The organism is Aeromonas dhakensis, assembly GCF_002285935.1.
Classification (GTDB): Bacteria; Pseudomonadota; Gammaproteobacteria; order Enterobacterales; family Aeromonadaceae; genus Aeromonas; species Aeromonas dhakensis.
On sequence record NZ_CP023141.1, the window covers coordinates 4,168,596 to 4,186,434 of the forward strand.

A 17,839-nucleotide genomic window follows, 5' to 3' on the forward strand; every position below is an offset into this window, starting at 1 on the left:
CACCCTAGTCTCAAACTTGTTCGATATCATAAACTTACTCGGGCTGGCATCAAGCATAGAAATCAATTCCGCGGTCGTTTGTCGATTCCCTCGACAAACTCATGCCGGCGCCCGTGACCTCTGCCTCAGTTTGGCCTGTTTCGGCAAAAGATCCGCTGCCTTTTTGTCCCTGCTGGCCCTGACCGGAGAAGCCAGACTGCCCCTGTGACTGCTGTTGCGGCTGTTGCTGCACCTGGGTCTGGCCAAGCTGGATGCCCTGCCCTGCCAGCATATCACGCAGCCGGGGCATGGCCTGCTCCAGCATTTCCCGGGTCTGGCCGTGCTGGACCACGAAATGCACGTTGGCCTGGTTGGACGAGTCTATCTGGATCTGGATCTTCATCTTGCCAAGCCCGAGCGGGTCGAGCTGGATCTCCGCCTGCTGCAGCTTGTCCGCCAGCATCAGGTTGACCTTCTGGTGCAGCTGGGCCGGCGCCTCCGGGTCGGCCAGCTTGAGGTGAGGCAGATTAGCGGGATCCCGCCGCGCGGCCAGCTCGGCGGTGGCAGGCCGGTTGTCATGACCGACCGCCTGGGGCTGGCTGTTCTGCTGGACCTGCTGGCTGTGGCTGCTCTCCGGGGTGGCGGTCGCCTCACTGCTGCCCTGGCTGGTGCCGCGAGCCAGCTCTGCCGCCTTCTGTTTCAGGTCAACCTTGACCTCGCTTCTGCCTCTGGCGCTGTCGCTGCGCTCGGTGGCTTCCATCTGCTTGAGTCCGGCCGACAGGCTGGCCAGGGAGGCTTGCGGGCCCTGGGGTTCACTGCTGGCCAGCACTTGCTGCGGCGCCACCAGCACGGGTTCGTTCGGGGTGGCGGCCGGCGCCGGCGTGCTGCCGGCAGCAGGCGCGGGCTGGCTCTCCGTCTTGGCCGCCGTTGCGGGTCTGGAGTGGCCATCCCCCTCGGCAACGCCCTGCGGCTGCGCCTTTTCAGAGGTCAGGTTCGTCTCGCCATCGGCCCGGCTCATCCCCTCGGCAAACGCCCTGGCGGCTCCCGGCTGAGCGGCCACTGTGCTGTGGGTGGTCTGCAGCGGGGAAGGCTTGGCAGGCTCATCCTTGCCGGCCATGGGCGGCACCACGGGCTTGGCCCCCTTGTCGGCGCCCTCCACCTGGATTTGGACGTTCTCCTTATCCTGCCCGCTTACCGCGGCAGCGGCTGGCACCTTGCTCTGCAAGGCCGCCCGCTCGGCGGCGGAGAGCTCGCTTTTGCTCCCCTTGATATCCTTGCCATTTTTATCGGCATGCTGGTCGGCATTGGCGCCACCGGCGCCGCTCTCCTTGCCACTGCCCTCTTTCCCGGCTTCCTGCAACTGAGCCGCCAGGGCGGCGTCATCCGTCACGACGGCATCCGGCTGCGCGGCTTTCGCATCAACCGGTGCACTGGTTTCGCCCGTGAGCAAGCTGGCAGCCTGACGGGCCAGCGCGGCGGCAGCGGTCGTCGTCCCCTGCTTGTCACCGCTGCCGGCCAGCGGCTGGGTGAGGGTGGCCGATGTCTCGGCCGACGCAGCCTGCGCGTCATCCGGCGGCAACATCTTGCCGTCCGTCTCGACCACGGGTGCGCTGGCGACCAGGGTGATGGCCGCCGGGGCGACCAGGGTGATGGCCGCCGGGGCGACCAGGGAGGTGTCCTGTTTGAGGGAATCCTGCAGACGCTGCAGGAAGTCGTTGGGGGCGGGGTCGGGATCGCTCCCCTTCTGTGGCTTGTCGTCGGCACCAGCGGCCTCTTCGGTTTCATTCGCCAAAGATTTGGCAGCCTCGCCCTTGGCGTTCTGCAGCGGCTTGTCGCTCTCCACTGCACCGGCACGCTCCGGCCCGGTGCCGGGCCGCGACGCGGCCTTGCCATCAGCATTGGCAACATGGCCATCGGCTTTGGCATTGCCCTTGCCGGCCTGCTGCACCCGGTTCATCACCTCGGAAAAGCCGCCCTTGCCGTCGCTCTGCAGGGCTCCTTCGCTACCATCCTGACTCGCCGTCAACACCGCACTCTTGTCGGCAGCGGCGGCTGTCGGTGCGGCGGAAGAATTGGTTAACAGTGTCTGCATCATGGTGAAGATTCCTGACGGCATTCGGCTTCGGGTTTCTCCTCAGCTCCCCGCAGGGAGTGAGGCGCACACGGGATGGCAAGAAGAAAGCAAGTTACAGGCCAGAATGGTGGAAACGGCGCAGCGTGGCGTACTCATCCAGCATCTTCTGCTCCTGGCGCTGGGCTTTAAGCTGCTCGCGCCCCGCCTGCTTGGCCAGCAGCAACTCCACCGCCTTGCGCCGCTGCTGGGCGGCCAGCCACTCTTCACGGCGCAGCTCCAGCGCCTGGCGCACCTGCAGTACCCCTTCGTACTGCTGGGTCGCCGCCTGCTCGAGCTTGTTGATGAAGGCGTGATACTGGCTGTTCTGCTGGGCACCGATCCCCTGCAGACCGCGGTCGGTCCACTGCTGGTGGTAGATCTGGCGGTACTGGTTGAGCGCATCCTGCTGCTCCAGGAAGATTTTCAGATCCTGCTGGGCCTTGGCCAGCGCCAGCGCGGCCTGCTGCTCGGCCTCCACCAGCCGCTCCGACAACATCATCAAGCCTTTACTCATGATCACGCCTCCCCTTCATCTTCTCGTCAACGCATCAGCGGCATGGCCACCAGCTGCAGGGCCTGCAGGCCGGCATCGTAGTGAATGACCTCGCGCATTCCCTGCTGCAAGAACTGATCCAGATAGGGTTTCTGGATGATGGCCCGGTCGATGCGGGGATCGGAGCCCTGGCTGTAGGCACCGATGGTGATGAGATCCCGGTTCTGCTGGTAGAGGGAGTAGAACTGCTTGAGGGTGCGCGCCAGCTCCATGTGCTCCGGCGAGGTCACCATGGGCATGACCCGGCTGATGGACTTCTCGATGTCGATGGCCGGGTAGTGGCCGGAGTCGGCCAGCTCGCGCGACAGCACTATGTGACCATCGAGGATGGCCCGCGCCGCGTCGGCGATGGGATCCTGCAGATCGTCCCCTTCCGTCAGCACGGTGAAAAACGCCGTGATCGAGCCCTGGCCGTCGCTGCCGTTGCCGGCCCGCTCCACCAGCGCCGGCAATTTGGCGAACACCGAGGGGGGATAGCCCTTGGTGGCCGGCGGCTCGCCCACCGCCAGGGCGATTTCGCGCTGGGCCTGAGCGTAACGGGTGAGCGAATCCATCAGCAGCAGCACGTTGAGCCCCTGATCGCGGAAGTACTCGGCGATGGCCAGCGCCGTTTCACACCCCTTGAGCCGCATCAGCGGCGAGGCATCGGCCGGAGCCGCCACCACCACGGCACGCTCGCGCCCCTCCTCCCCCAGGATCTCCTCGATGAACTCCTTCACCTCGCGGCCCCGTTCGCCGATGAGCCCCACCACCACCACGTCGGCCACCGAGCCGCGGGTCATCATGCCGAGCAGCACGGATTTGCCGACGCCGGAACCGGCGAACAGTCCCATCCGCTGGCCCTGCCCCACGGTCAGCACGGCGTTGATGGCACGCACCCCCACGTCCATCGGTTGATGGATCGGGCGGCGAGAGAGCGGGTTGATGCGGTGCTGGGCAAACTGCACCGTCTGGGAAGAGAGGATGGGGCCGAGCCCGTCCAGCGGCTGGCCGATGCCGTCGATGACCCGCCCCAGCAGGTTCATGCCGACCGGAATGCCGTGCTCCTCGGTGATGGGCACCACCCGGGCGCCGGGAATGACCCCCTTGAGCTGTTCGCTCGGCATCAGAAACAGGCGATCGCCGGAGAAGCCGACCACTTCGGCCTCCAGCGAACCGTCCTGGGTATCGATGCGACAGAGTGCCCCGATGGCGGCGCGACAGCCGATGGCCTCCAGGGTCAAGCCCACCACCCGGGTGAGCTTGCCGGCCACCGGGGGTTTGGGGGCGATATCGCGTACCCGATACCCCTGCAACCGATTGAGTAACGAGCCGCTCATCCGGCCTCCTGAAAGCTGGTGTTGAATGCGTTGAAAAATAGGCAGGGCAAGCAGGCAGGGCCGCTAGCCGCGGCCATCCTGGCCGGCATTGTCCCGCAGAAAGTTGCGCAGCAGCTGGTCGATGCGCCCAGAGAGGGTCAGGTCGATGCTGGAGAGCTCGGTGGCCAACTGCAGATCGCCGGGCGAGAGGGTGGGATCGCTCTGGAGTCGCCAGTGGCGTCTGGCGCACTCTTCGGCGCCAAATGCCTGCTCGACTCGAGCGATATCATCGGGATGCAGCATCAGGGTAACCCCCTGCTCGGCGGCAGGCAGCAACGCCAGCCCCTCCTTGAGCGCCTCCAGCAGGATACGGGGAGAGGTCTCTGCTTCATGACGAATGAGCGCGCGGGCCAGCTGCATCACCAGCGCGATGAGCTGCTGCTCCACCGCGCTGTCCAGCTCCTTGAGCGGGTTGGCGAGGCGATCGATCAACCCCTGCCAGTGGTTCATCTGCTGCTCCACCAGCTCGCGGCCGAGGGCCAGCCCCTCCTCCTTGCCCTGCTCCAGTCCGGCGGCATGGCCCTGCTGCAACCCTTCCAGCTTGCCCTCCTCGAGCCCCTTGGCAAAGCCGGCCTCACGTCCTTCGGCCATCCCCTCTTCCCAGGCCGCCTGACGGATTGCTTCCAGCTCTTCGGCGGTAATTGTGGGAGTGGGTACCGGTTCCTGCTCTGGTTCCGGCTCCCCCACCTCCTCTTCCTGCTGATACCAGTCAGGGGCAAGACCGAGAGCATTGGTCTCGGCCTCAGCCACCACGTCCATTTCGGGCCAGCCCCAGGCCTCTACCCGGGTCTCGTCCCCTTCAGGCCGCACATAACCACGCAGCTTGTTGTTCATCTATTCGCGCAGCTCCTTGCCAAGGCCACATAAAGGGCTGGCAGACAGGTTCCATGAGTTGGCCATCGTTTAGAGGAACTCCTCGCCGCCACCGGCACCCAGCATGATCTCGCCGGCATCCGCCAGACGGCGGGCGATGGAGAGGATCTCCTTCTGGGCGGCTTCCACTTCGGAGACCCGGATCGGCCCCATGGCCTCCAGATCGTCTGCCAGCATCTCGGCGGCCCGCTTGGACATGTTCTTGAAAATCTTCTCGCGCATCTGGTCGTCGGAGCCCTTGAGGGCCCGCTGCAGCAGATCGCCAGGCACTTCCCGCAGCATGGTCTGGATGCCGCGATCGTCCACGTCGATGAGGTTCTCGAACACGAACATCAAATCCTGGATCTGCTGACTCATCTCCTCGTCCGACTCGCGGATGGAGTCCATCAGCTGACCCTCGATGTTGGTGTCGAGGTAGTTCATGATGTTGGCCGCCGCCTTCAGGCCGCCCATCTTGGCTGCCTGGGCACCCGCCGCACCGGCGAACTGTTTCTCCATGATGTCGTTGAGCTCTTGCAGCGCCGCCGGTTGCACCTCTTCCAGGTTGGCGATACGCATCACCAGATCCAGGCGCACCTGTTCCGGGAACTGGCTCAGGATCTCGGCGGACTGCTCCGGCTCCAGATAAGAGAGGACGATGGTCTGGATCTGAGGGTGTTCGTTCTGGATGATGCTGGCCACCTGGCGGGCATCCATCCACTTGAGGGAATCGAGACCGCGGGCGCCGGACCCAAGGATGATCTGATCCACCAGGTTGCTGGCCTTGTCTTCGCCAAGAGCGGCCACCAAGGCCTTGCGCACGAAGTCTTCGCTGCCGATACCGATGTTGGTGTACTTCTGGATGTCGTCGATGAATTGACGGTGGACCGCCGCCACCCGGTCGTGACTGAAATCCGACATGGAGGCCATCGACATGCCGAGCCGCTGCACCTGCTTGGGCTCGAGATGGCGGAAGATCTGGGCGGCGTCCTCTTCGTTGAGGCTCAGCATCAATACCGCCGCCATCTCCATGCCGCTCATCTGATCCAGGATCTGGCGCTGACTGTCGGTGATGTCATTGCCGGTGACCTGTGTCTTGTTTTCGTCAGCCATCTTTGTTCGCTACCCATTCTTTAATGACCTGTGCGGCCAGATCCGGTTCGTTCGCCACCAGGGCACGTACCGCCTTGAGCAAATCTTCATCACGATGCAGGTCAGGCAGTTTCAGTTGACCATCGCGCACCCCGAACACCGGCTCGGCTTCGGCCTGAGCCGCCAGCAGACTGAGCTCGTCATCCCCACCCAGCACGGTGTGGTTGTCGAAATCCAGTTCCCCTTCCGGCTTGGCATCCGGATAGAGCAGGCGCTTGAGCATGGGGCGCACCACGGTGACGATCAGCACTATGATGACCAGCACGGAGGCGGCGATGCGCACCGCGCGCCAGAACCAGGGCTGCTCGTAGAGCGGCGCCTCGGCCACGTTTTCAAGCTCGGGCCGGTTGAACGGGATGGCGACCACCTCCAGAGTATCACCACGGGTCACATCAAAGCCAAGGCCGCCGCTCAGCAGACGACGCAGGGTATCGAGTTCGGCCTGGGTGCGCGGCTCGCGGCTCACCTTGCCATCGGCGGCAGTGGCCGACTTGTAGTCCACCGCTACCGAGACGGTCATGCGGCGAATGCCACCCATCTGGCGCCGGATATGGCTGACGGTGGTATCCAGTTCGAAGTTGCGGGTCGCCTCCTTGCGGGAGCGGCCGGAAGAGGACGCGGTGGTTTCGGCGTTGGGGCCGGTCGCCTGCTGCGGAATGTTGGAGGCGGCGGGCGGCTGGTTGGAGAGCGCACCGGGCACGCCACCGTTGCTGCCGTTGGCGCTGTTCTCTTCCATGGTCATTTCGGAGCGCACCGCCGGCAGGTCCGGGTTGTAGGTCTTGCGGGTCTGCTCCTGCTGGGAAAAGTCGAGGGAGAGGTCGACCTCCGCCGTATAATTGTCGGCGCCGAGCACCGGGATCAGGATGGCGTCAATTTTTTGTTTGTATTCCAGCTCCTGCTTCTGCTGCATCGCAAACTCCTTGCGAGTCTGGGCAGAGATGGGATCCTGGGAGCCGGAGTTGAGCAGGCGGCCGTTCTGGTCGGTCACGGTGACGCGGGTCGGCTCCAGACCGTGCACGGCGGAGGCCACCATGTCGACGATGGAATCCACTTCCCCCTGACCGAGGGCATTGCCCTTGAGGCTCAGCACCACGGTGGCGCTGGGCTTGCGTTCGTTGCGGGCAAACACGTTGTCTTTGGGAATGGCCAGCAGCACCTGGGCCTTGGCCACGTTCTGGAACTGCTCGATGGCGCTGGCCAGCTGGCGCTCGCGGCTCAGCTTGAGGCGCTCGCTCTCCATCCGCTGGCTGACGCCGAAGCTGGAGTCCTTGAGCAGGATGTCTTCCCCGTCGGTGCTGGCGTCAGTGGCGTTGGCCAGCCCGGCACGGGTCAGCGCCAACCGGATGCTGGCAAAGTTCTCGGCATTGACCAGCACGCTCTTGCCATCCACCTGATAGGGGATCTTCTGCTGATCGAGGAAGTCGAGGGTCTTGACCAGCTCCTGGGTGGTGTAGGTGCCAAGGGGACGCATGTCCGGCTCCTTGCCCCACAACAGGATGAAAACGGCGATGGCCAGACAGATGGCCAGCCCCAGGATCAGGGTGATCTGGCGCAGCACGTCCGTGTTGGAGAGGAAGCCGAGTGCCGAACTCTTCTGCTCATTCTCATCGAGGGCGGCGGTGCCCTCATCGTTCATCAGCAGTTCGCCGTTTTGATCAGTAGCCACGATTTATGTCCTTATTGCTGACATGTTCATGATGCTCAGTCGCCATGGGCCTGAGTTACACCGGCATGTTCATGATGGTCTTGTAGGCATCGACCATCTTGTTGCGCACCTGCACCGTCGCCTCGAAGGCGATGGAGGATTTTTGTCCGGCGATCATCACTTCGGACAGGTCGACCGAGTTGTCGCCCATGTCGAAACGGGTGCGCAGATCGTTGGCGGCCCCTTGCAGCTCGTTGACGTTGCCAAGGGCCTGCTGCAGCAGTTGACCAAAATCGGAGCTGACCTGACGGCCAGGCTGGGTGAGCGGCGTGGCGCCGGCTTCCACCTTGAGGGCCTGCATCTCTTGCATCAGGCTGCTTGCACTGATTTCCATATTTCATCCCCAGACAAATCATTGACGCTGGCAGACCAAAGCAATAAAAGTGCCAATTAGGGAGAAGTTCCCTCGAAGCTGGGATTCTTGTGGTCGCCGGATGATGAGCCGGCCCCTCAGGGGCGCGGCACGGCCCCCTCCCCCAGCAGCAGCCTCAGATAGCTCAGGTGGAGATCGTAGTGCTCCCCGGCGGGCAGCTTGGCCAGCACCTCGTCATGGAGGTAGCCCGCGCGGCTCGCCGCCAGCTTGGGGGGAACCAGTCCTACCGCCACCAGCCTGGCGACGATGGCTTGCGCCAGGGCCATGGTCGCCTCGTCGGCACGTCCCCAACCGAAGTGACCCTGGTATGCCGACCCCTCGGCGCCGGGCTCGAGGGGGGAGACCAGATCCCCGCTGACCCAGAAGGCCGTGGGGATCCCCTCCTGCAGGCGCAGATAGATGCTCTGCTTGTCCCACTCCCGACGCAGGGCTTCGTCCGCCCCGTCCTGTGCTGATGCTTGAGTCATGCCACTCTCCTTGTCTTGCTGACGAACCTGGCTGCGCCCATGAAAAAGAGGGCCTAAGGCCCTCTTTTTACTGTAATTCGCACCAATTAAACAGACGGCAATCCGCGCAGTATGAAGAAAAACTGGCGGTTGCTCACCCTCTGCTCAATCAGCGGGTCAGATCCTTGTCCACCCAGTACTTGGAGCCCGAGATATTGGCGTCCAGCAGCAGCCCCTTCTCGCCGATCTGGTAGATGGCCATGCCGCCGTTGTACTTGGCGGTCAACTCGGCGCTCTCCTTGCCCGCCACGGCACCCACCTCGGAGGTGGCCTCCCAGCCTTGGCTGACGAAGGCATCGAACCTGGCCTTGTCCTCAAACAGGATCACCTGCTGATAGAACTTGCCGCCCAGCCCGGCCGCCAGCCCGGCGCCGAACATCTTCATGTAGGTGTGCTTGCCGGTGGCACGGTTGACGGCCACCCCGGCCCCCTGGTTGGTGTGCAGCATCAGGGAAAACTTGCGCGAGTCGAACACCGCATAGCCGTATGCCTTGTCAAACAACAGCTTGGCCGAGGGCTGTTCGTTGAACAGCCGCACCAGGGCGGTGTCGGCCATGGTATTGAGGGCGAGGCGCGCCTCGTCCGCCGTCTTGGGCTCCAGCATCTCGTCGAGCTTCTTGTCGGCCACCGCCAGCCACTCCTTGCCGGTGGCCACGCTCTTGTCGGTCCAGGCGCCGGCGGTATTGAACGCCTCCGAGCCCCACTGGGAGACCGAGGCCCAGGTCGCCTTGGAGAAATCGGTGACGCTCTGCCACGCCTCCTTGCTGGTGTCGCTCACCGCGTTGCCAAGCTCGGTCGCGGCCGCCTTCACCTTGGCCCAGTCGGCCAGGCCAGGGGCCGAGGTCAGCGCCAGTGCCGTGGCTATCACCAGGAATCGAATCTTCATGCTGTTTCCCCCGCTGTGATGAGTCGAGGGTCACAGTAGCAGATCCGGCGCCCACCCGGTAAGTGCATCTGCACCGTCCGGGTCAGCCGGTGACGCTCGGCCCCGCTCCCTGTCAACGCAGCCGCTTGCCGTGCTCGTCCACCACCTGCTCGCCATCTTCCTTGGCGAAGGCCCCTTTTTGCTGATCGGGCAATATATCGAGCACCACTTCCGAGGGGCGACACAGTTTGGTGCCGAGGGGGGTGACCACGATGGGGCGGTTGATGAGGATCGGGTGGGCCAGCATGGCGTCGATCAGTGCGTCATCGCTGAAGCGATCTTCTGCCAGCCCCAGCGCCTCGTAGGGAGGCACGTTCTTGCGCAGCAGCTCGCGCACCGGCATCCCCATGGCGGCGATCAGCGCCACCAGCTCATCGCGGGAGGGGGGCGTCTCCAGATAGTGGATGACGGTCGGCTCGACGCCGCTGTTGCGAATAAGCTCGAGGGTATTGCGGGAGGTGCCGCACTCTGGATTGTGATAGATGGTGATTGCACTCATTGGCATGTCTCTCATGGCTTAAGTGAATAAAAACAGTAGGTAAAAAGGGTTAGCGGCCATCTGTTAACGGCTTAGCCCCGCTTCGTACCAGGGTTTGCTGGCGTTGACGATGCGCACCACCAGCAGCATGACCGGCACCTCGATCAGCACGCCGACCACGGTGGCGAGCGCGGCGCCGGAGTGAAAGCCGAACAGGCTGATGGCGGCGGCCACCGCCAGCTCGAAGAAGTTGGAGGCACCGATCAGGGCGGAAGGGCAGGCCACCGAGTGCTTCTCCCCCACCTTGCGGTTGAGCCAGTAGGCGAGCCCCGAGTTGAACAGCACCTGGATCAGGATCGGCACCGCCAACAGGGCGATGGCCAGCGGTTGCTCGATAATTGCGTTGCCCTGGAAGGCGAACAGCAGCACCAGGGTGAGCAGCAGGGCCGCCACCGACCAGGGCTGGATGCGGGTCATGACGCCGTCAAAATGGGCCTCTCCCTTTTTCAGCAAAGCCTTGCGCAGCAGCTGGGCGATGATGACCGGGATGACGATATAGAGCACCACAGAGGTGAGCAGGGTATCCCACGGCACTATGATGCTGGAGACCCCGAGCAGCAGCGCCACCAGCGGGGCGAAGGCAAACACCATGATGAGGTCGTTCACCGCCACCTGCGACAGGGTGAAGTAGGGATCGCCGTTGGTGAGTCGACTCCAGACAAACACCATGGCGGTGCAAGGGGCCGCCGCCAGCAGGATCAGCCCCGCCACGTAACTGTCGAGCTGATCCGCCGGCAGCCAGTCGGCAAACAGCACCCGGATGAAGAGCCAGCCGAGGAAGGCCATGGAGAAGGGCTTGACCAGCCAGTTGATAAAGAGGGTGACCCCAATCCCCTTGAGGTGCCCCTTCACCTGATGCAGGGCGCCGAAGTCGATCTTGAGCAGCATGGGGATGATCATCACCCAGATAAGAAGACCCACCGGCAGGTTGACTTTGGCCACCTCCATGGCGCCGATGGCCTTGAAGAGATCCGGCAGGCCCTGCCCGAGCCCAATCCCCACCAGAATGCAGAGGGCCACCCAGGCGGTGAGGTAACGTTCAAAAAAGCCAATCGCCGGTTGGCTCTTGGCATCACAGGTTGCAGACATGACGACTCCCGATGCGGTCATCCCGCATCTCTTTCGTTAACGACAAATGTTCATCAGCCCCGACCAAGCGGCCGGGGCCCTTGTTCAGTGGTGCTGACTGCTCAGTGGTGCTGACAGAGGCGGCGCAGGGCATCCGCCCCCACCGGCTCCTCGGCAAGCAGCGGCACCACGGCGTAGCGGCTGGCATGCTGCCGCTCGACCGCCTCGACATGGGGCAACTGGCGCTCGGCCCGCAGTTGCAACAGCGGCGAGCTGACCGCGGCTTGCTGCAGACTGTGGTTGATGAGCCAGGCCCAGGGCTCGATGCCGGCACGGCGCAGATCGGCCTGCAGATTGGCCGCCTCCTGCACCGGCGTCGGCTCGGGCAGGGTGACGATCAGCACCTTGGTCTGCTTGGGGTCCTGCAGTTGCATCATGGGGGTGGTGAAGTGCAGCCCCTTGTTTCCCATCTGGCGGGCGATCTCCCTGTGGTAGGCGCCGGTGGCATCGAGCAGCAGCAGGGTGTGGCCGGTGGGGGCGGTATCCATCACCACGAAGCGCTTGCCCGCCTCGCGGATGATGCGCGAGAAGGCCTGAAACACGGCGATCTCCTCGGTACAGGGGGAGCGCAAGTCCTCCTCCAACAGCGCCCGCCCCTGCTCGTCCAGTGCAGCCCCCTTGCTGGCCAGCACCTGGGCGCGGTAGCGCTCGGTCTCGGCGCGGGGGTCGATGCGGCTCACCTCGAGATGGGGCAGGCTGCCTGCCAGCGTCTCGCCGAGGTGCGCGGCCGGATCCGAAGTGGTGAGGTGCACCGGCAGGCCACGGCTTGCCAGCTCCACCGCTACCGCAGCGGCCAGGGTGGTTTTACCCACCCCGCCCTTGCCCATCAGCATGATGAGGCCGTGACCGTCGGCGGCCAGCTCGTCCACCAGCGAACTCAACTCGGGCTGGGCTGGCAGATGAGCTGACGTTGCCAGTGGCGCCTGCCCACCAGCATCCTGTGGTTGCAGCAGCTGACGCAAACTGTCGAGCCCCACCAGATTGGTGGCCAGCAGCGGCACCTGATCCCGGGCCAGCCCCTTTATTCCCTGCGGCATGTCGGCGAGGGCCTGCTGCTCACGCCGCCAGATGGCCTGCGCCAGCGTGTCACCGGCAATAGCGTCCTCGGGGAAGAGGCCATTGATCACCAGCTGCTGGTTTGCCAGGCCGATGGCCGCCAGCTCCTCATGGGTGCGGGCCACTTCCCGCAAGGTGGAGTGCTGGGCGCGCGCCACCAGCACCAGCCGGGTGCGCACGCCGTCGGCCAGCGCCGCGACGGCCTCGGCATACTGGCTGCGCTGTTTCTCCAGCCCCGCCAGCGGGCCGAGGCAGGAGGCATCCCCCTTGCCCTGCGCCAGAAATTCGCTCCAGGCCCCCGGCAGCTGCAGCAGGCGGATGGTGTGGCCGGTAGGGGCGGTGTCGAAGAGGATATGGTCGTACTCCGAACGCAGCGCCGGGTCGGTGAGCAGGGCGGTGAACTCGTCAAAGGCGGCGATCTCTGTGGTGCAGGCGCCGGAGAGCTGCTCCTCTATGCTGCGCACCACATGCTCGGGCAGCTTGCCGCGCACCGGGCCGACGATCCGCTCCCGATAGGCCTTGGCCGCCGCGGGGGGATCTATCTCCAGCGCCGACAAACCGGGCACAGCGGCGATGGCGGTGATGCGATTGCCGATGTCGGTGGCAAACACCTGCCCCACGTTGGAGGCGGGATCCGTACTCACCAGCAGCACCCGCTTGCCGGCGTCACAGAGGGCCACCGCACTGGCGCAGGCCAGCGAGGTCTTGCCCACCCCGCCCTTGCCGGTGAAGAAGAGAAACGGCGGCGGATTGGTCATAAAGTGATACATAGCCTCTCCCGTTACGACATGGTTTGGAATATCAATGTCTTAGCAGCAACCACTGCCAGGACGGCAGGCCGCTTTCACTATGCCCTTGATGGTGGCCTGCGGCGCGGGCAGGCCGGCATAGCGGGCCAGCTCGCCACGGCTCGGATAACGTCCGGTCAGCACCACCTGACCCTCCACCAGCACCAGCGGCAGCCCCTCCTCCCCGGCGTGGGTGAGAAAGGCGCTGACCGCAGGTGTTTCGGCAAACTGCAGCGGCTGCTGGGCCAGATTGAAACGCTCGATGGCAACACCCTGCTCCCTGGCCCAGGCCAGATCGGCGGCGAAGGTGACCAGCGCCTGATCGACCTCGGTGCCGCAGACGCCGCTGGCGCAGCAGAGGGCGGGGTCGAAAATCTGAATGACTGACATGGCATTACTCCTTGTGGCAGCAGGGCTGCGCAGGCAGCACATGGGGTGAGCAAGTGGACTCGGCGCGCATCATGCCGCACGCCTCCGGATGGCCGGCGCAACACTCCTCGGTGAGATAGCCGATAAGGTCCAGCATCAAGGGGATATTGGCGCGGTAGCGCAGGAAGCGCCCCTCCTGCTCCACCGACAAGAGGCCGGCATTGAGCATCGCCTTGAGATGAAACGACAGGGTGTTGGGGGCGATGTCGAGCTCGCCGGCCAGCTCGCCCGCGACCCGCCCATCCAGCCCCGCCTTGACCAGCAGCCGCCACACATCGAGCCGGATCCCGGATGCCAGCGATTCAAAGACCTTGGTGGCCGTCTCTTTGTTCATGTTCGTCTCTCGTTGGATGCGCCTTTATTTCAACTATACAAGAATCATTGAAATGATCAAGTTGTCGCCAACTCTGCTCGTGAAGCCGCAACCTCCCTCTCAACAAGATCATGCCTTTCAATTACATTTTTCTTTAATTTGCATATGCCATTTATGCGGCGTATATATGGCATATGCAAATTAGGAGGCGTTATGCCGAGACCGAAAATAGCCCGTCGTATCTGCGGGCGCCCCGCCAACAGCTGCTTCAAGCCCAATGGTGTCCCCATGCATGAACTGGAGCAGGTGGCCCTCGCCGACGATGAGTTTGAGGCGCTGCGCCTGGTGGATCTGGAGGGCATGCAGCAACAGGAGGCCGCCCGACTCATGGGCGTTTCTCGCCAGACCTTGGCCAATACCCTCAAGCGCGCCCGCTACAAGGTGGTGGAGTGCCTGAGCTTAGGTAAGGCCCTGTTGATGCAACCCGACGTCCCGCAACCCGGTGGAGAAACCGCGCAATGAACCAGAACGTGAATACAGCAGCCGTGCCAGGCAACCATGCCATCCTGTTGAGCCGGGGCCGGCCATCCGCCCACGTCAGCCGGGCTGAGCAGCTGCAGATTGTCAGTCCAGCCGGCGAGGTGCTCGCGACCATGTCCAACCCGGCCAACGGCGAGGGTTGCCGTGGCAAACAGGCCCTGCTGGCGACGCTACAGGCCCATGCCGTCACTCAGGTGCTGGTGCGAAACATCGGTGAGCACATGCTGGGCCGACTGCTCGATGCCGGGATATCGGTATGGCAGTACCGCTCGGCGCACCTTGATCTGTCTGCTGCCCACTTTCAGCCGCTGACCGACGCCAGCCAGGGCAGTCCGTCACGCCGCAAGGCCAGCAAGGCCAGCAAGGCCAGCAAGGCCGGGAATCTTGTCAAGGGGATCCGGCCATCCTGCAACGGCCGCAAGGAAAAACAGATCGGTAGGGAAAGTGGTTGTCACCAGGCAGAGCAGTGCGGCTGCAATCATCAACAAGGGGACGAACCATGTCACACCTGCTGCTGAGCATGCTGGCCGCCTTCCCATTGATCCTGGCCATGAGCGCCCTGCTCTGGTGGCGCCAAACCCGGCTAGCGGCAGAGCGCCAGGGCAATAGCGACCGGCCTTGTGGCTGCGCAAGCGCTTGTTCCGAGCATCTCTATCAAATTGCAGAGCCCACCCCCAGGCATTCACCCCGGCAGGCAAGCCGACTCTAGCACCGAGAGCGTGAACGAGAGGTCAGGTTATGGCCGGATCCCGATACTGCTGATGGATGGCGCGAAACGCCTCCTTGCTGCGCAGCGCCGCCGCGACGCAGACGGGGTCGAACTGGCTGCCGGCATGGGTCTTGAGGTACTCGAAGGCCGTCTCGAACGGCCAGGCCTGCTTGTAGGGACGCTCGCTGGTGAGCGCGTCGAACACATCCGCCACCGTGACGATGCGGGCCTCCAGCGGGATCGCCTGCCCCGCCAGCCCCTCCGGGTAGCCCTGGCCGTCGAAGCGCTCATGATGGTAGGCAATGATGTTCTTGAGCATGTCGGTGTGATGGATGCCGTCCAGACCAAACTCCTTGATCATCAGGGCGATCATCTCCCGTCCCTTGAGCGGGTGGATCTTCATCACCGCGTACTCCTCCGGGGTCAGCTTGCCCGGTTTGAGCAGGATGGCGTCCGGCACCGCAATCTTGCCGATGTCGTGCAGCTCGGAGAAGAGATGGATGAACTCCACCTCCTCGTCGTTGAGGGGATAATGGGCAGCCACCTCGCGGGCGATGAGCCGCGAATAGCCCGACATGCGGTGCAGATGGTTGGCGGTCTCCTCGTCCCGGTAGCGGCTGAACTCCCGCGCCGTGGTCAGCGCCCCGTTCAGGGTCTGGATGGAGAAGAACTCAACGGCAATGATGGCAGCCAGGATCTGGGCATAGGCCGCCAGCTCACCGCGAATGGCCGCATCGAAGTAGCCGGGCTCCCTGGCATCGCAAAACAGAAAACCGAACAGCCGGCTGTTGAACAGCAGCGGCTCGGTGTAACTCGACTCATAACCGGCCGCCAGCAGCTTGCGGCTGTGCTCGGCGGGGGACCCCTGCAGCGAGCCCAGAGTATCGAGCACCCTGGGTTGCTGGCGCTCGGCCAGATAGCGCAGGGAGGGCACCTCGCTCAGCTTCACCTCGTACTGCAACAGCGGCGAGCCCCCCTCCGTGCTGTGGGCAAAGGTCTTGAGCTTGTCCGTCTGCTGGTCATAGATGGCGACAGCAACCCGGCTCAACTTGTCAAACCGCTGCCTGAGCGTGGCGTGCACATTCTGCACTTTTTCGCCAAATGAACTCTCCATCCCGCACGTCCTTCTGCTATTCCTGCAGGGAGTATAGTGACCCCTGTTTTCACTCTCCTGCCAAATTGACTCAAGCATCAGCAACAGAGATCACAACCCCGCTGGCCGGCCGGCAAGGCCTGTTGCCACCATGGTTTTCTCCTTTGACGGCCCATTGTGGCCCGGGCAAAGAGATTGTTCGCTTCCGACGTGCCGGCTGTATAGTTTTTGGTTAGCCATTCCGGTAAAATCCGCGCCCTAAAACTAGAGCCACCTAAGAGTGATTGAGCGATGTCCAACACAAAACAGGCCCCCAAAGTAGGATTCGTCTCCTTGGGTTGCCCCAAAAACCTGGTCGATTCCGAGCGCATCCTGACCCAGCTGCGTACCGAAGGGTACGACGTGGTGCCCAGCTATGACGATGCGGAGCTGGTGGTGGTCAACACCTGCGGCTTCATCGACAGCGCGGTGCAGGAGTCGCTGGAAGCCATCGGCGAGGCCCTGGCCGAAAACGGCAAGGTAATCGTCACCGGCTGCCTCGGCGCCAAAGAGAACCAGATCCGCGAGATCCACCCCAAGGTGCTCGAGATCACCGGCCCCCACGCCTATGAAGAGGTGCTCGGCCACGTCCACAAATACGTGGAGAAGCCGACCCACAACCCCTTCACCAGCCTGGTGCCGGCCCAGGGCGTCAAGCTGACCCCCCGTCATTACGCCTATCTGAAGATTTCCGAAGGCTGCAACCACCGCTGCACCTTCTGCATCATCCCCTCCATGCGCGGGGATCTGGTGAGCCGCCCCATCGGCGAGGTACTGGCCGAAGCCAAGCGCCTGAAAGAGGCCGGCGTGAAGGAGATCCTGGTGATCTCCCAGGACACCTCCGCCTATGGCGTCGACGTCAAGCACCGTACCGGCTTCTACGACGGCATGCCGGTCAAGACCAGCATGGTGGCCCTGTGCGAAGAGCTGGCCAAGCTCGGCATGTGGGTGCGCCTGCACTACGTCTACCCCTACCCGCACGTGGATGACGTCATCCCGCTGATGCGCGACGGCAAGGTACTGCCCTACCTCGATATCCCGCTGCAGCACGCCAGCCCGCGCATCCTGAAACTGATGAAGCGCCCGGGCACCGTCGAGCGCACCCTGGAGCGGATCCAGAAGTGGCGCGAGATCTGCCCCGAGATCACCCTGCGTTCCACCTTCATCGTCGGCTTCCCCGGCGAGACCGAAGAAGAGTTCCAGATGCTGCTGGACTTCATCGACAAGGCGGAGCTGGATCGGGTCGGCTGCTTCAAATACAGCCCGGTCGAGGGCGCCAAAGCCAACGAACTGCCGGATCCGGTGCCGGCCGAAGTGCAGGAAGAGCGCTTCCAGCGCTTCATGGAGCTGCAACAGCAGGTCTCCATCCGCAAGCTGGCCCGCAAGGTGGGCAAAGAGATGCTGGTGCTGATCGACGAGGTGGACGAAGAGGGAGCCACCGGCCGCTCTGCCGCCGATGCCCCCGAGATCGACGGCCTGGTCTACCTGAACGGTGAAACCGGCCTCAAGCCCGGCGACATGGTCAAGGTCCGCATCGACGAAGCGGACGAGTACGACCTGTGGGCCAGTCTCATCGACTGATCCCCGATAAGCACCAATAAAAAGCCAGTCAGCCCCTGACTGGCTTTTTTGTTGGTGCCTGCGCCGCCCGCTTCGGGTGCGACAGGCATAAAAAAACCTGCTCCGAAGA

At 63.7% G+C, this 17,839-nt stretch carries 18 protein-coding genes; 3 read left to right on the top strand and 15 right to left on the bottom strand.

Going from position 1 to position 17,839, the window contains the following annotated elements:
• Positions 1-49 precede the first annotated feature (49 nt).
• The 14 genes from CK627_RS19310 to CK627_RS19375 all read right to left on the bottom strand — a co-directional run bounded on the left by CK627_RS19310 (position 50) and on the right by CK627_RS19375 (position 13,789).
• Positions 50-2,074 carry a flagellar hook-length control protein FliK gene (locus tag CK627_RS19310; protein ID WP_167385385.1) on the bottom strand — a complete coding sequence of 675 codons (2,025 nt, stop codon included), beginning with the start codon at positions 2,072-2,074 and terminating at the stop codon, positions 50-52.
• A 91-nt stretch (positions 2,075-2,165) separates the two neighbouring features.
• A complete protein-coding gene (gene fliJ, locus CK627_RS19315) occupies positions 2,166-2,606 on the bottom strand; it encodes a flagellar export protein FliJ (RefSeq protein WP_005298769.1) in 441 nt (146 codons plus the stop codon).
• Between the two features lie 26 nt (positions 2,607-2,632).
• Positions 2,633-3,964, bottom strand: a complete 1,332-nt coding sequence (gene fliI, locus CK627_RS19320) for a flagellar protein export ATPase FliI (protein ID WP_005298767.1) — start codon at positions 3,962-3,964, stop codon at positions 2,633-2,635.
• Between the two features lie 63 nt (positions 3,965-4,027).
• Entirely contained in the window at positions 4,028-4,837 is an 810-nt protein-coding gene (gene fliH, locus CK627_RS19325) for a flagellar assembly protein FliH (protein ID WP_095593140.1), read from the bottom strand.
• A gap of 69 nt (positions 4,838-4,906) precedes the next feature.
• Positions 4,907-5,968 carry a flagellar motor switch protein FliG gene (gene fliG, locus CK627_RS19330; protein WP_005298762.1) on the bottom strand — a complete coding sequence of 354 codons (1,062 nt, stop codon included), beginning with the start codon at positions 5,966-5,968 and terminating at the stop codon, positions 4,907-4,909.
• A complete protein-coding gene (gene fliF, locus CK627_RS19335) occupies positions 5,961-7,673 on the bottom strand; it encodes a flagellar basal-body MS-ring/collar protein FliF (protein WP_167385386.1) in 1,713 nt (570 codons plus the stop codon). The genes fliG and fliF overlap by 8 nt, the downstream gene beginning before the upstream one ends.
• Positions 7,674-7,728: 55 nt before the next feature.
• Positions 7,729-8,046 carry a flagellar hook-basal body complex protein FliE gene (fliE, locus tag CK627_RS19340; RefSeq protein WP_005298759.1) on the bottom strand — a complete coding sequence of 106 codons (318 nt, stop codon included), beginning with the start codon at positions 8,044-8,046 and terminating at the stop codon, positions 7,729-7,731.
• A gap of 116 nt (positions 8,047-8,162) precedes the next feature.
• Positions 8,163-8,552: a hypothetical protein gene (locus CK627_RS19345; protein ID WP_095593141.1), complete on the bottom strand. Its 390-nt coding sequence runs from the start codon at positions 8,550-8,552 to the stop codon at positions 8,163-8,165.
• A 148-nt stretch (positions 8,553-8,700) separates the two neighbouring features.
• Positions 8,701-9,477, bottom strand: coding sequence for a beta cell expansion factor BefA (befA, locus tag CK627_RS19350; RefSeq protein WP_010634629.1), 777 nt, complete (start codon positions 9,475-9,477; stop codon positions 8,701-8,703).
• A 112-nt stretch (positions 9,478-9,589) separates the two neighbouring features.
• Positions 9,590-10,015 (bottom strand): glutaredoxin-dependent arsenate reductase, encoded by a 426-nt coding sequence (gene arsC / locus CK627_RS19355; protein ID WP_167385387.1) that lies wholly within the window; start codon positions 10,013-10,015, stop codon positions 9,590-9,592.
• 63 nt (positions 10,016-10,078) lie between these two features.
• Positions 10,079-11,143, bottom strand: coding sequence for an ACR3 family arsenite efflux transporter (gene arsB, locus CK627_RS19360; protein ID WP_095593143.1), 1,065 nt, complete (start codon positions 11,141-11,143; stop codon positions 10,079-10,081).
• A 101-nt stretch (positions 11,144-11,244) separates the two neighbouring features.
• Positions 11,245-13,008 (bottom strand): arsenical pump-driving ATPase, encoded by a 1,764-nt coding sequence (gene arsA / locus CK627_RS19365; protein WP_095593144.1) that lies wholly within the window; start codon positions 13,006-13,008, stop codon positions 11,245-11,247.
• Positions 13,009-13,047: 39 nt separating this feature from the next.
• Positions 13,048-13,416 (bottom strand): arsenite efflux transporter metallochaperone ArsD, encoded by a 369-nt coding sequence (gene arsD, locus CK627_RS19370; protein WP_005298749.1) that lies wholly within the window; start codon positions 13,414-13,416, stop codon positions 13,048-13,050.
• 4 nt (positions 13,417-13,420) lie between these two features.
• Positions 13,421-13,789, bottom strand: coding sequence for an ArsR/SmtB family transcription factor (locus tag CK627_RS19375; RefSeq protein ID WP_005298747.1), 369 nt, complete (start codon positions 13,787-13,789; stop codon positions 13,421-13,423).
• Positions 13,790-13,981: 192 nt separating this feature from the next.
• Between CK627_RS19375 and CK627_RS19380 the strand changes: the two genes are divergently transcribed.
• Complete coding sequence (locus CK627_RS19380; protein WP_095593145.1) at positions 13,982-14,290, top strand: DUF134 domain-containing protein; 309 nt, start codon at positions 13,982-13,984, stop codon at positions 14,288-14,290.
• Positions 14,287-14,826, top strand: coding sequence for a NifB/NifX family molybdenum-iron cluster-binding protein (locus CK627_RS19385; RefSeq protein WP_095593146.1), 540 nt, complete (start codon positions 14,287-14,289; stop codon positions 14,824-14,826). The genes CK627_RS19380 and CK627_RS19385 overlap by 4 nt, the downstream gene beginning before the upstream one ends.
• Before the next feature lie 213 nt (positions 14,827-15,039).
• Here CK627_RS19385 and CK627_RS19395 read toward each other — a convergent pair whose 3' ends face one another.
• On the bottom strand, positions 15,040-16,131 hold the full coding sequence (locus tag CK627_RS19395) for an HD-GYP domain-containing protein (protein WP_024942930.1): 1,092 nt from the start codon (positions 16,129-16,131) through the stop codon (positions 15,040-15,042).
• 270 nt (positions 16,132-16,401) lie between these two features.
• Here CK627_RS19395 and rimO point away from each other — a divergent pair, with 270 nt between their 5' ends.
• A complete protein-coding gene (rimO, locus tag CK627_RS19400; protein ID WP_010634637.1) occupies positions 16,402-17,730 on the top strand; it encodes a 30S ribosomal protein S12 methylthiotransferase RimO in 1,329 nt (442 codons plus the stop codon).
• Positions 17,731-17,839: the final 109 nt, after the last annotated feature.

Coding starts and splice junctions, on each gene's coding strand:
- CK627_RS19310 (WP_167385385.1), bottom strand. CDS start 2,074: ATGATGCAGACACTGTTAACCAATTCTTCCGCCGCACCGACAGCCGCC.
- fliJ (WP_005298769.1), bottom strand. CDS start 2,606: ATGAGTAAAGGCTTGATGATGTTGTCGGAGCGGCTGGTGGAGGCCGAG.
- fliI (WP_005298767.1), bottom strand. CDS start 3,964: ATGAGCGGCTCGTTACTCAATCGGTTGCAGGGGTATCGGGTACGCGAT.
- fliH (WP_095593140.1), bottom strand. CDS start 4,837: ATGAACAACAAGCTGCGTGGTTATGTGCGGCCTGAAGGGGACGAGACC.
- fliG (WP_005298762.1), bottom strand. CDS start 5,968: ATGGCTGACGAAAACAAGACACAGGTCACCGGCAATGACATCACCGAC.
- fliE (WP_005298759.1), bottom strand. CDS start 8,046: ATGGAAATCAGTGCAAGCAGCCTGATGCAAGAGATGCAGGCCCTCAAG.
- CK627_RS19345 (WP_095593141.1), bottom strand. CDS start 8,552: ATGACTCAAGCATCAGCACAGGACGGGGCGGACGAAGCCCTGCGTCGG.
- befA (WP_010634629.1), bottom strand. CDS start 9,477: ATGAAGATTCGATTCCTGGTGATAGCCACGGCACTGGCGCTGACCTCG.
- arsC (WP_167385387.1), bottom strand. CDS start 10,015: ATGAGTGCAATCACCATCTATCACAATCCAGAGTGCGGCACCTCCCGC.
- arsB (WP_095593143.1), bottom strand. CDS start 11,143: ATGTCTGCAACCTGTGATGCCAAGAGCCAACCGGCGATTGGCTTTTTT.
- arsA (WP_095593144.1), bottom strand. CDS start 13,008: ATGTATCACTTTATGACCAATCCGCCGCCGTTTCTCTTCTTCACCGGC.
- arsD (WP_005298749.1), bottom strand. CDS start 13,416: ATGTCAGTCATTCAGATTTTCGACCCCGCCCTCTGCTGCGCCAGCGGC.
- CK627_RS19375 (WP_005298747.1), bottom strand. CDS start 13,789: ATGAACAAAGAGACGGCCACCAAGGTCTTTGAATCGCTGGCATCCGGG.
- CK627_RS19380 (WP_095593145.1), top strand. CDS start 13,982: ATGCCGAGACCGAAAATAGCCCGTCGTATCTGCGGGCGCCCCGCCAAC.
- CK627_RS19385 (WP_095593146.1), top strand. CDS start 14,287: ATGAACCAGAACGTGAATACAGCAGCCGTGCCAGGCAACCATGCCATC.
- CK627_RS19395 (WP_024942930.1), bottom strand. CDS start 16,131: ATGGAGAGTTCATTTGGCGAAAAAGTGCAGAATGTGCACGCCACGCTC.
- rimO (WP_010634637.1), top strand. CDS start 16,402: ATGTCCAACACAAAACAGGCCCCCAAAGTAGGATTCGTCTCCTTGGGT.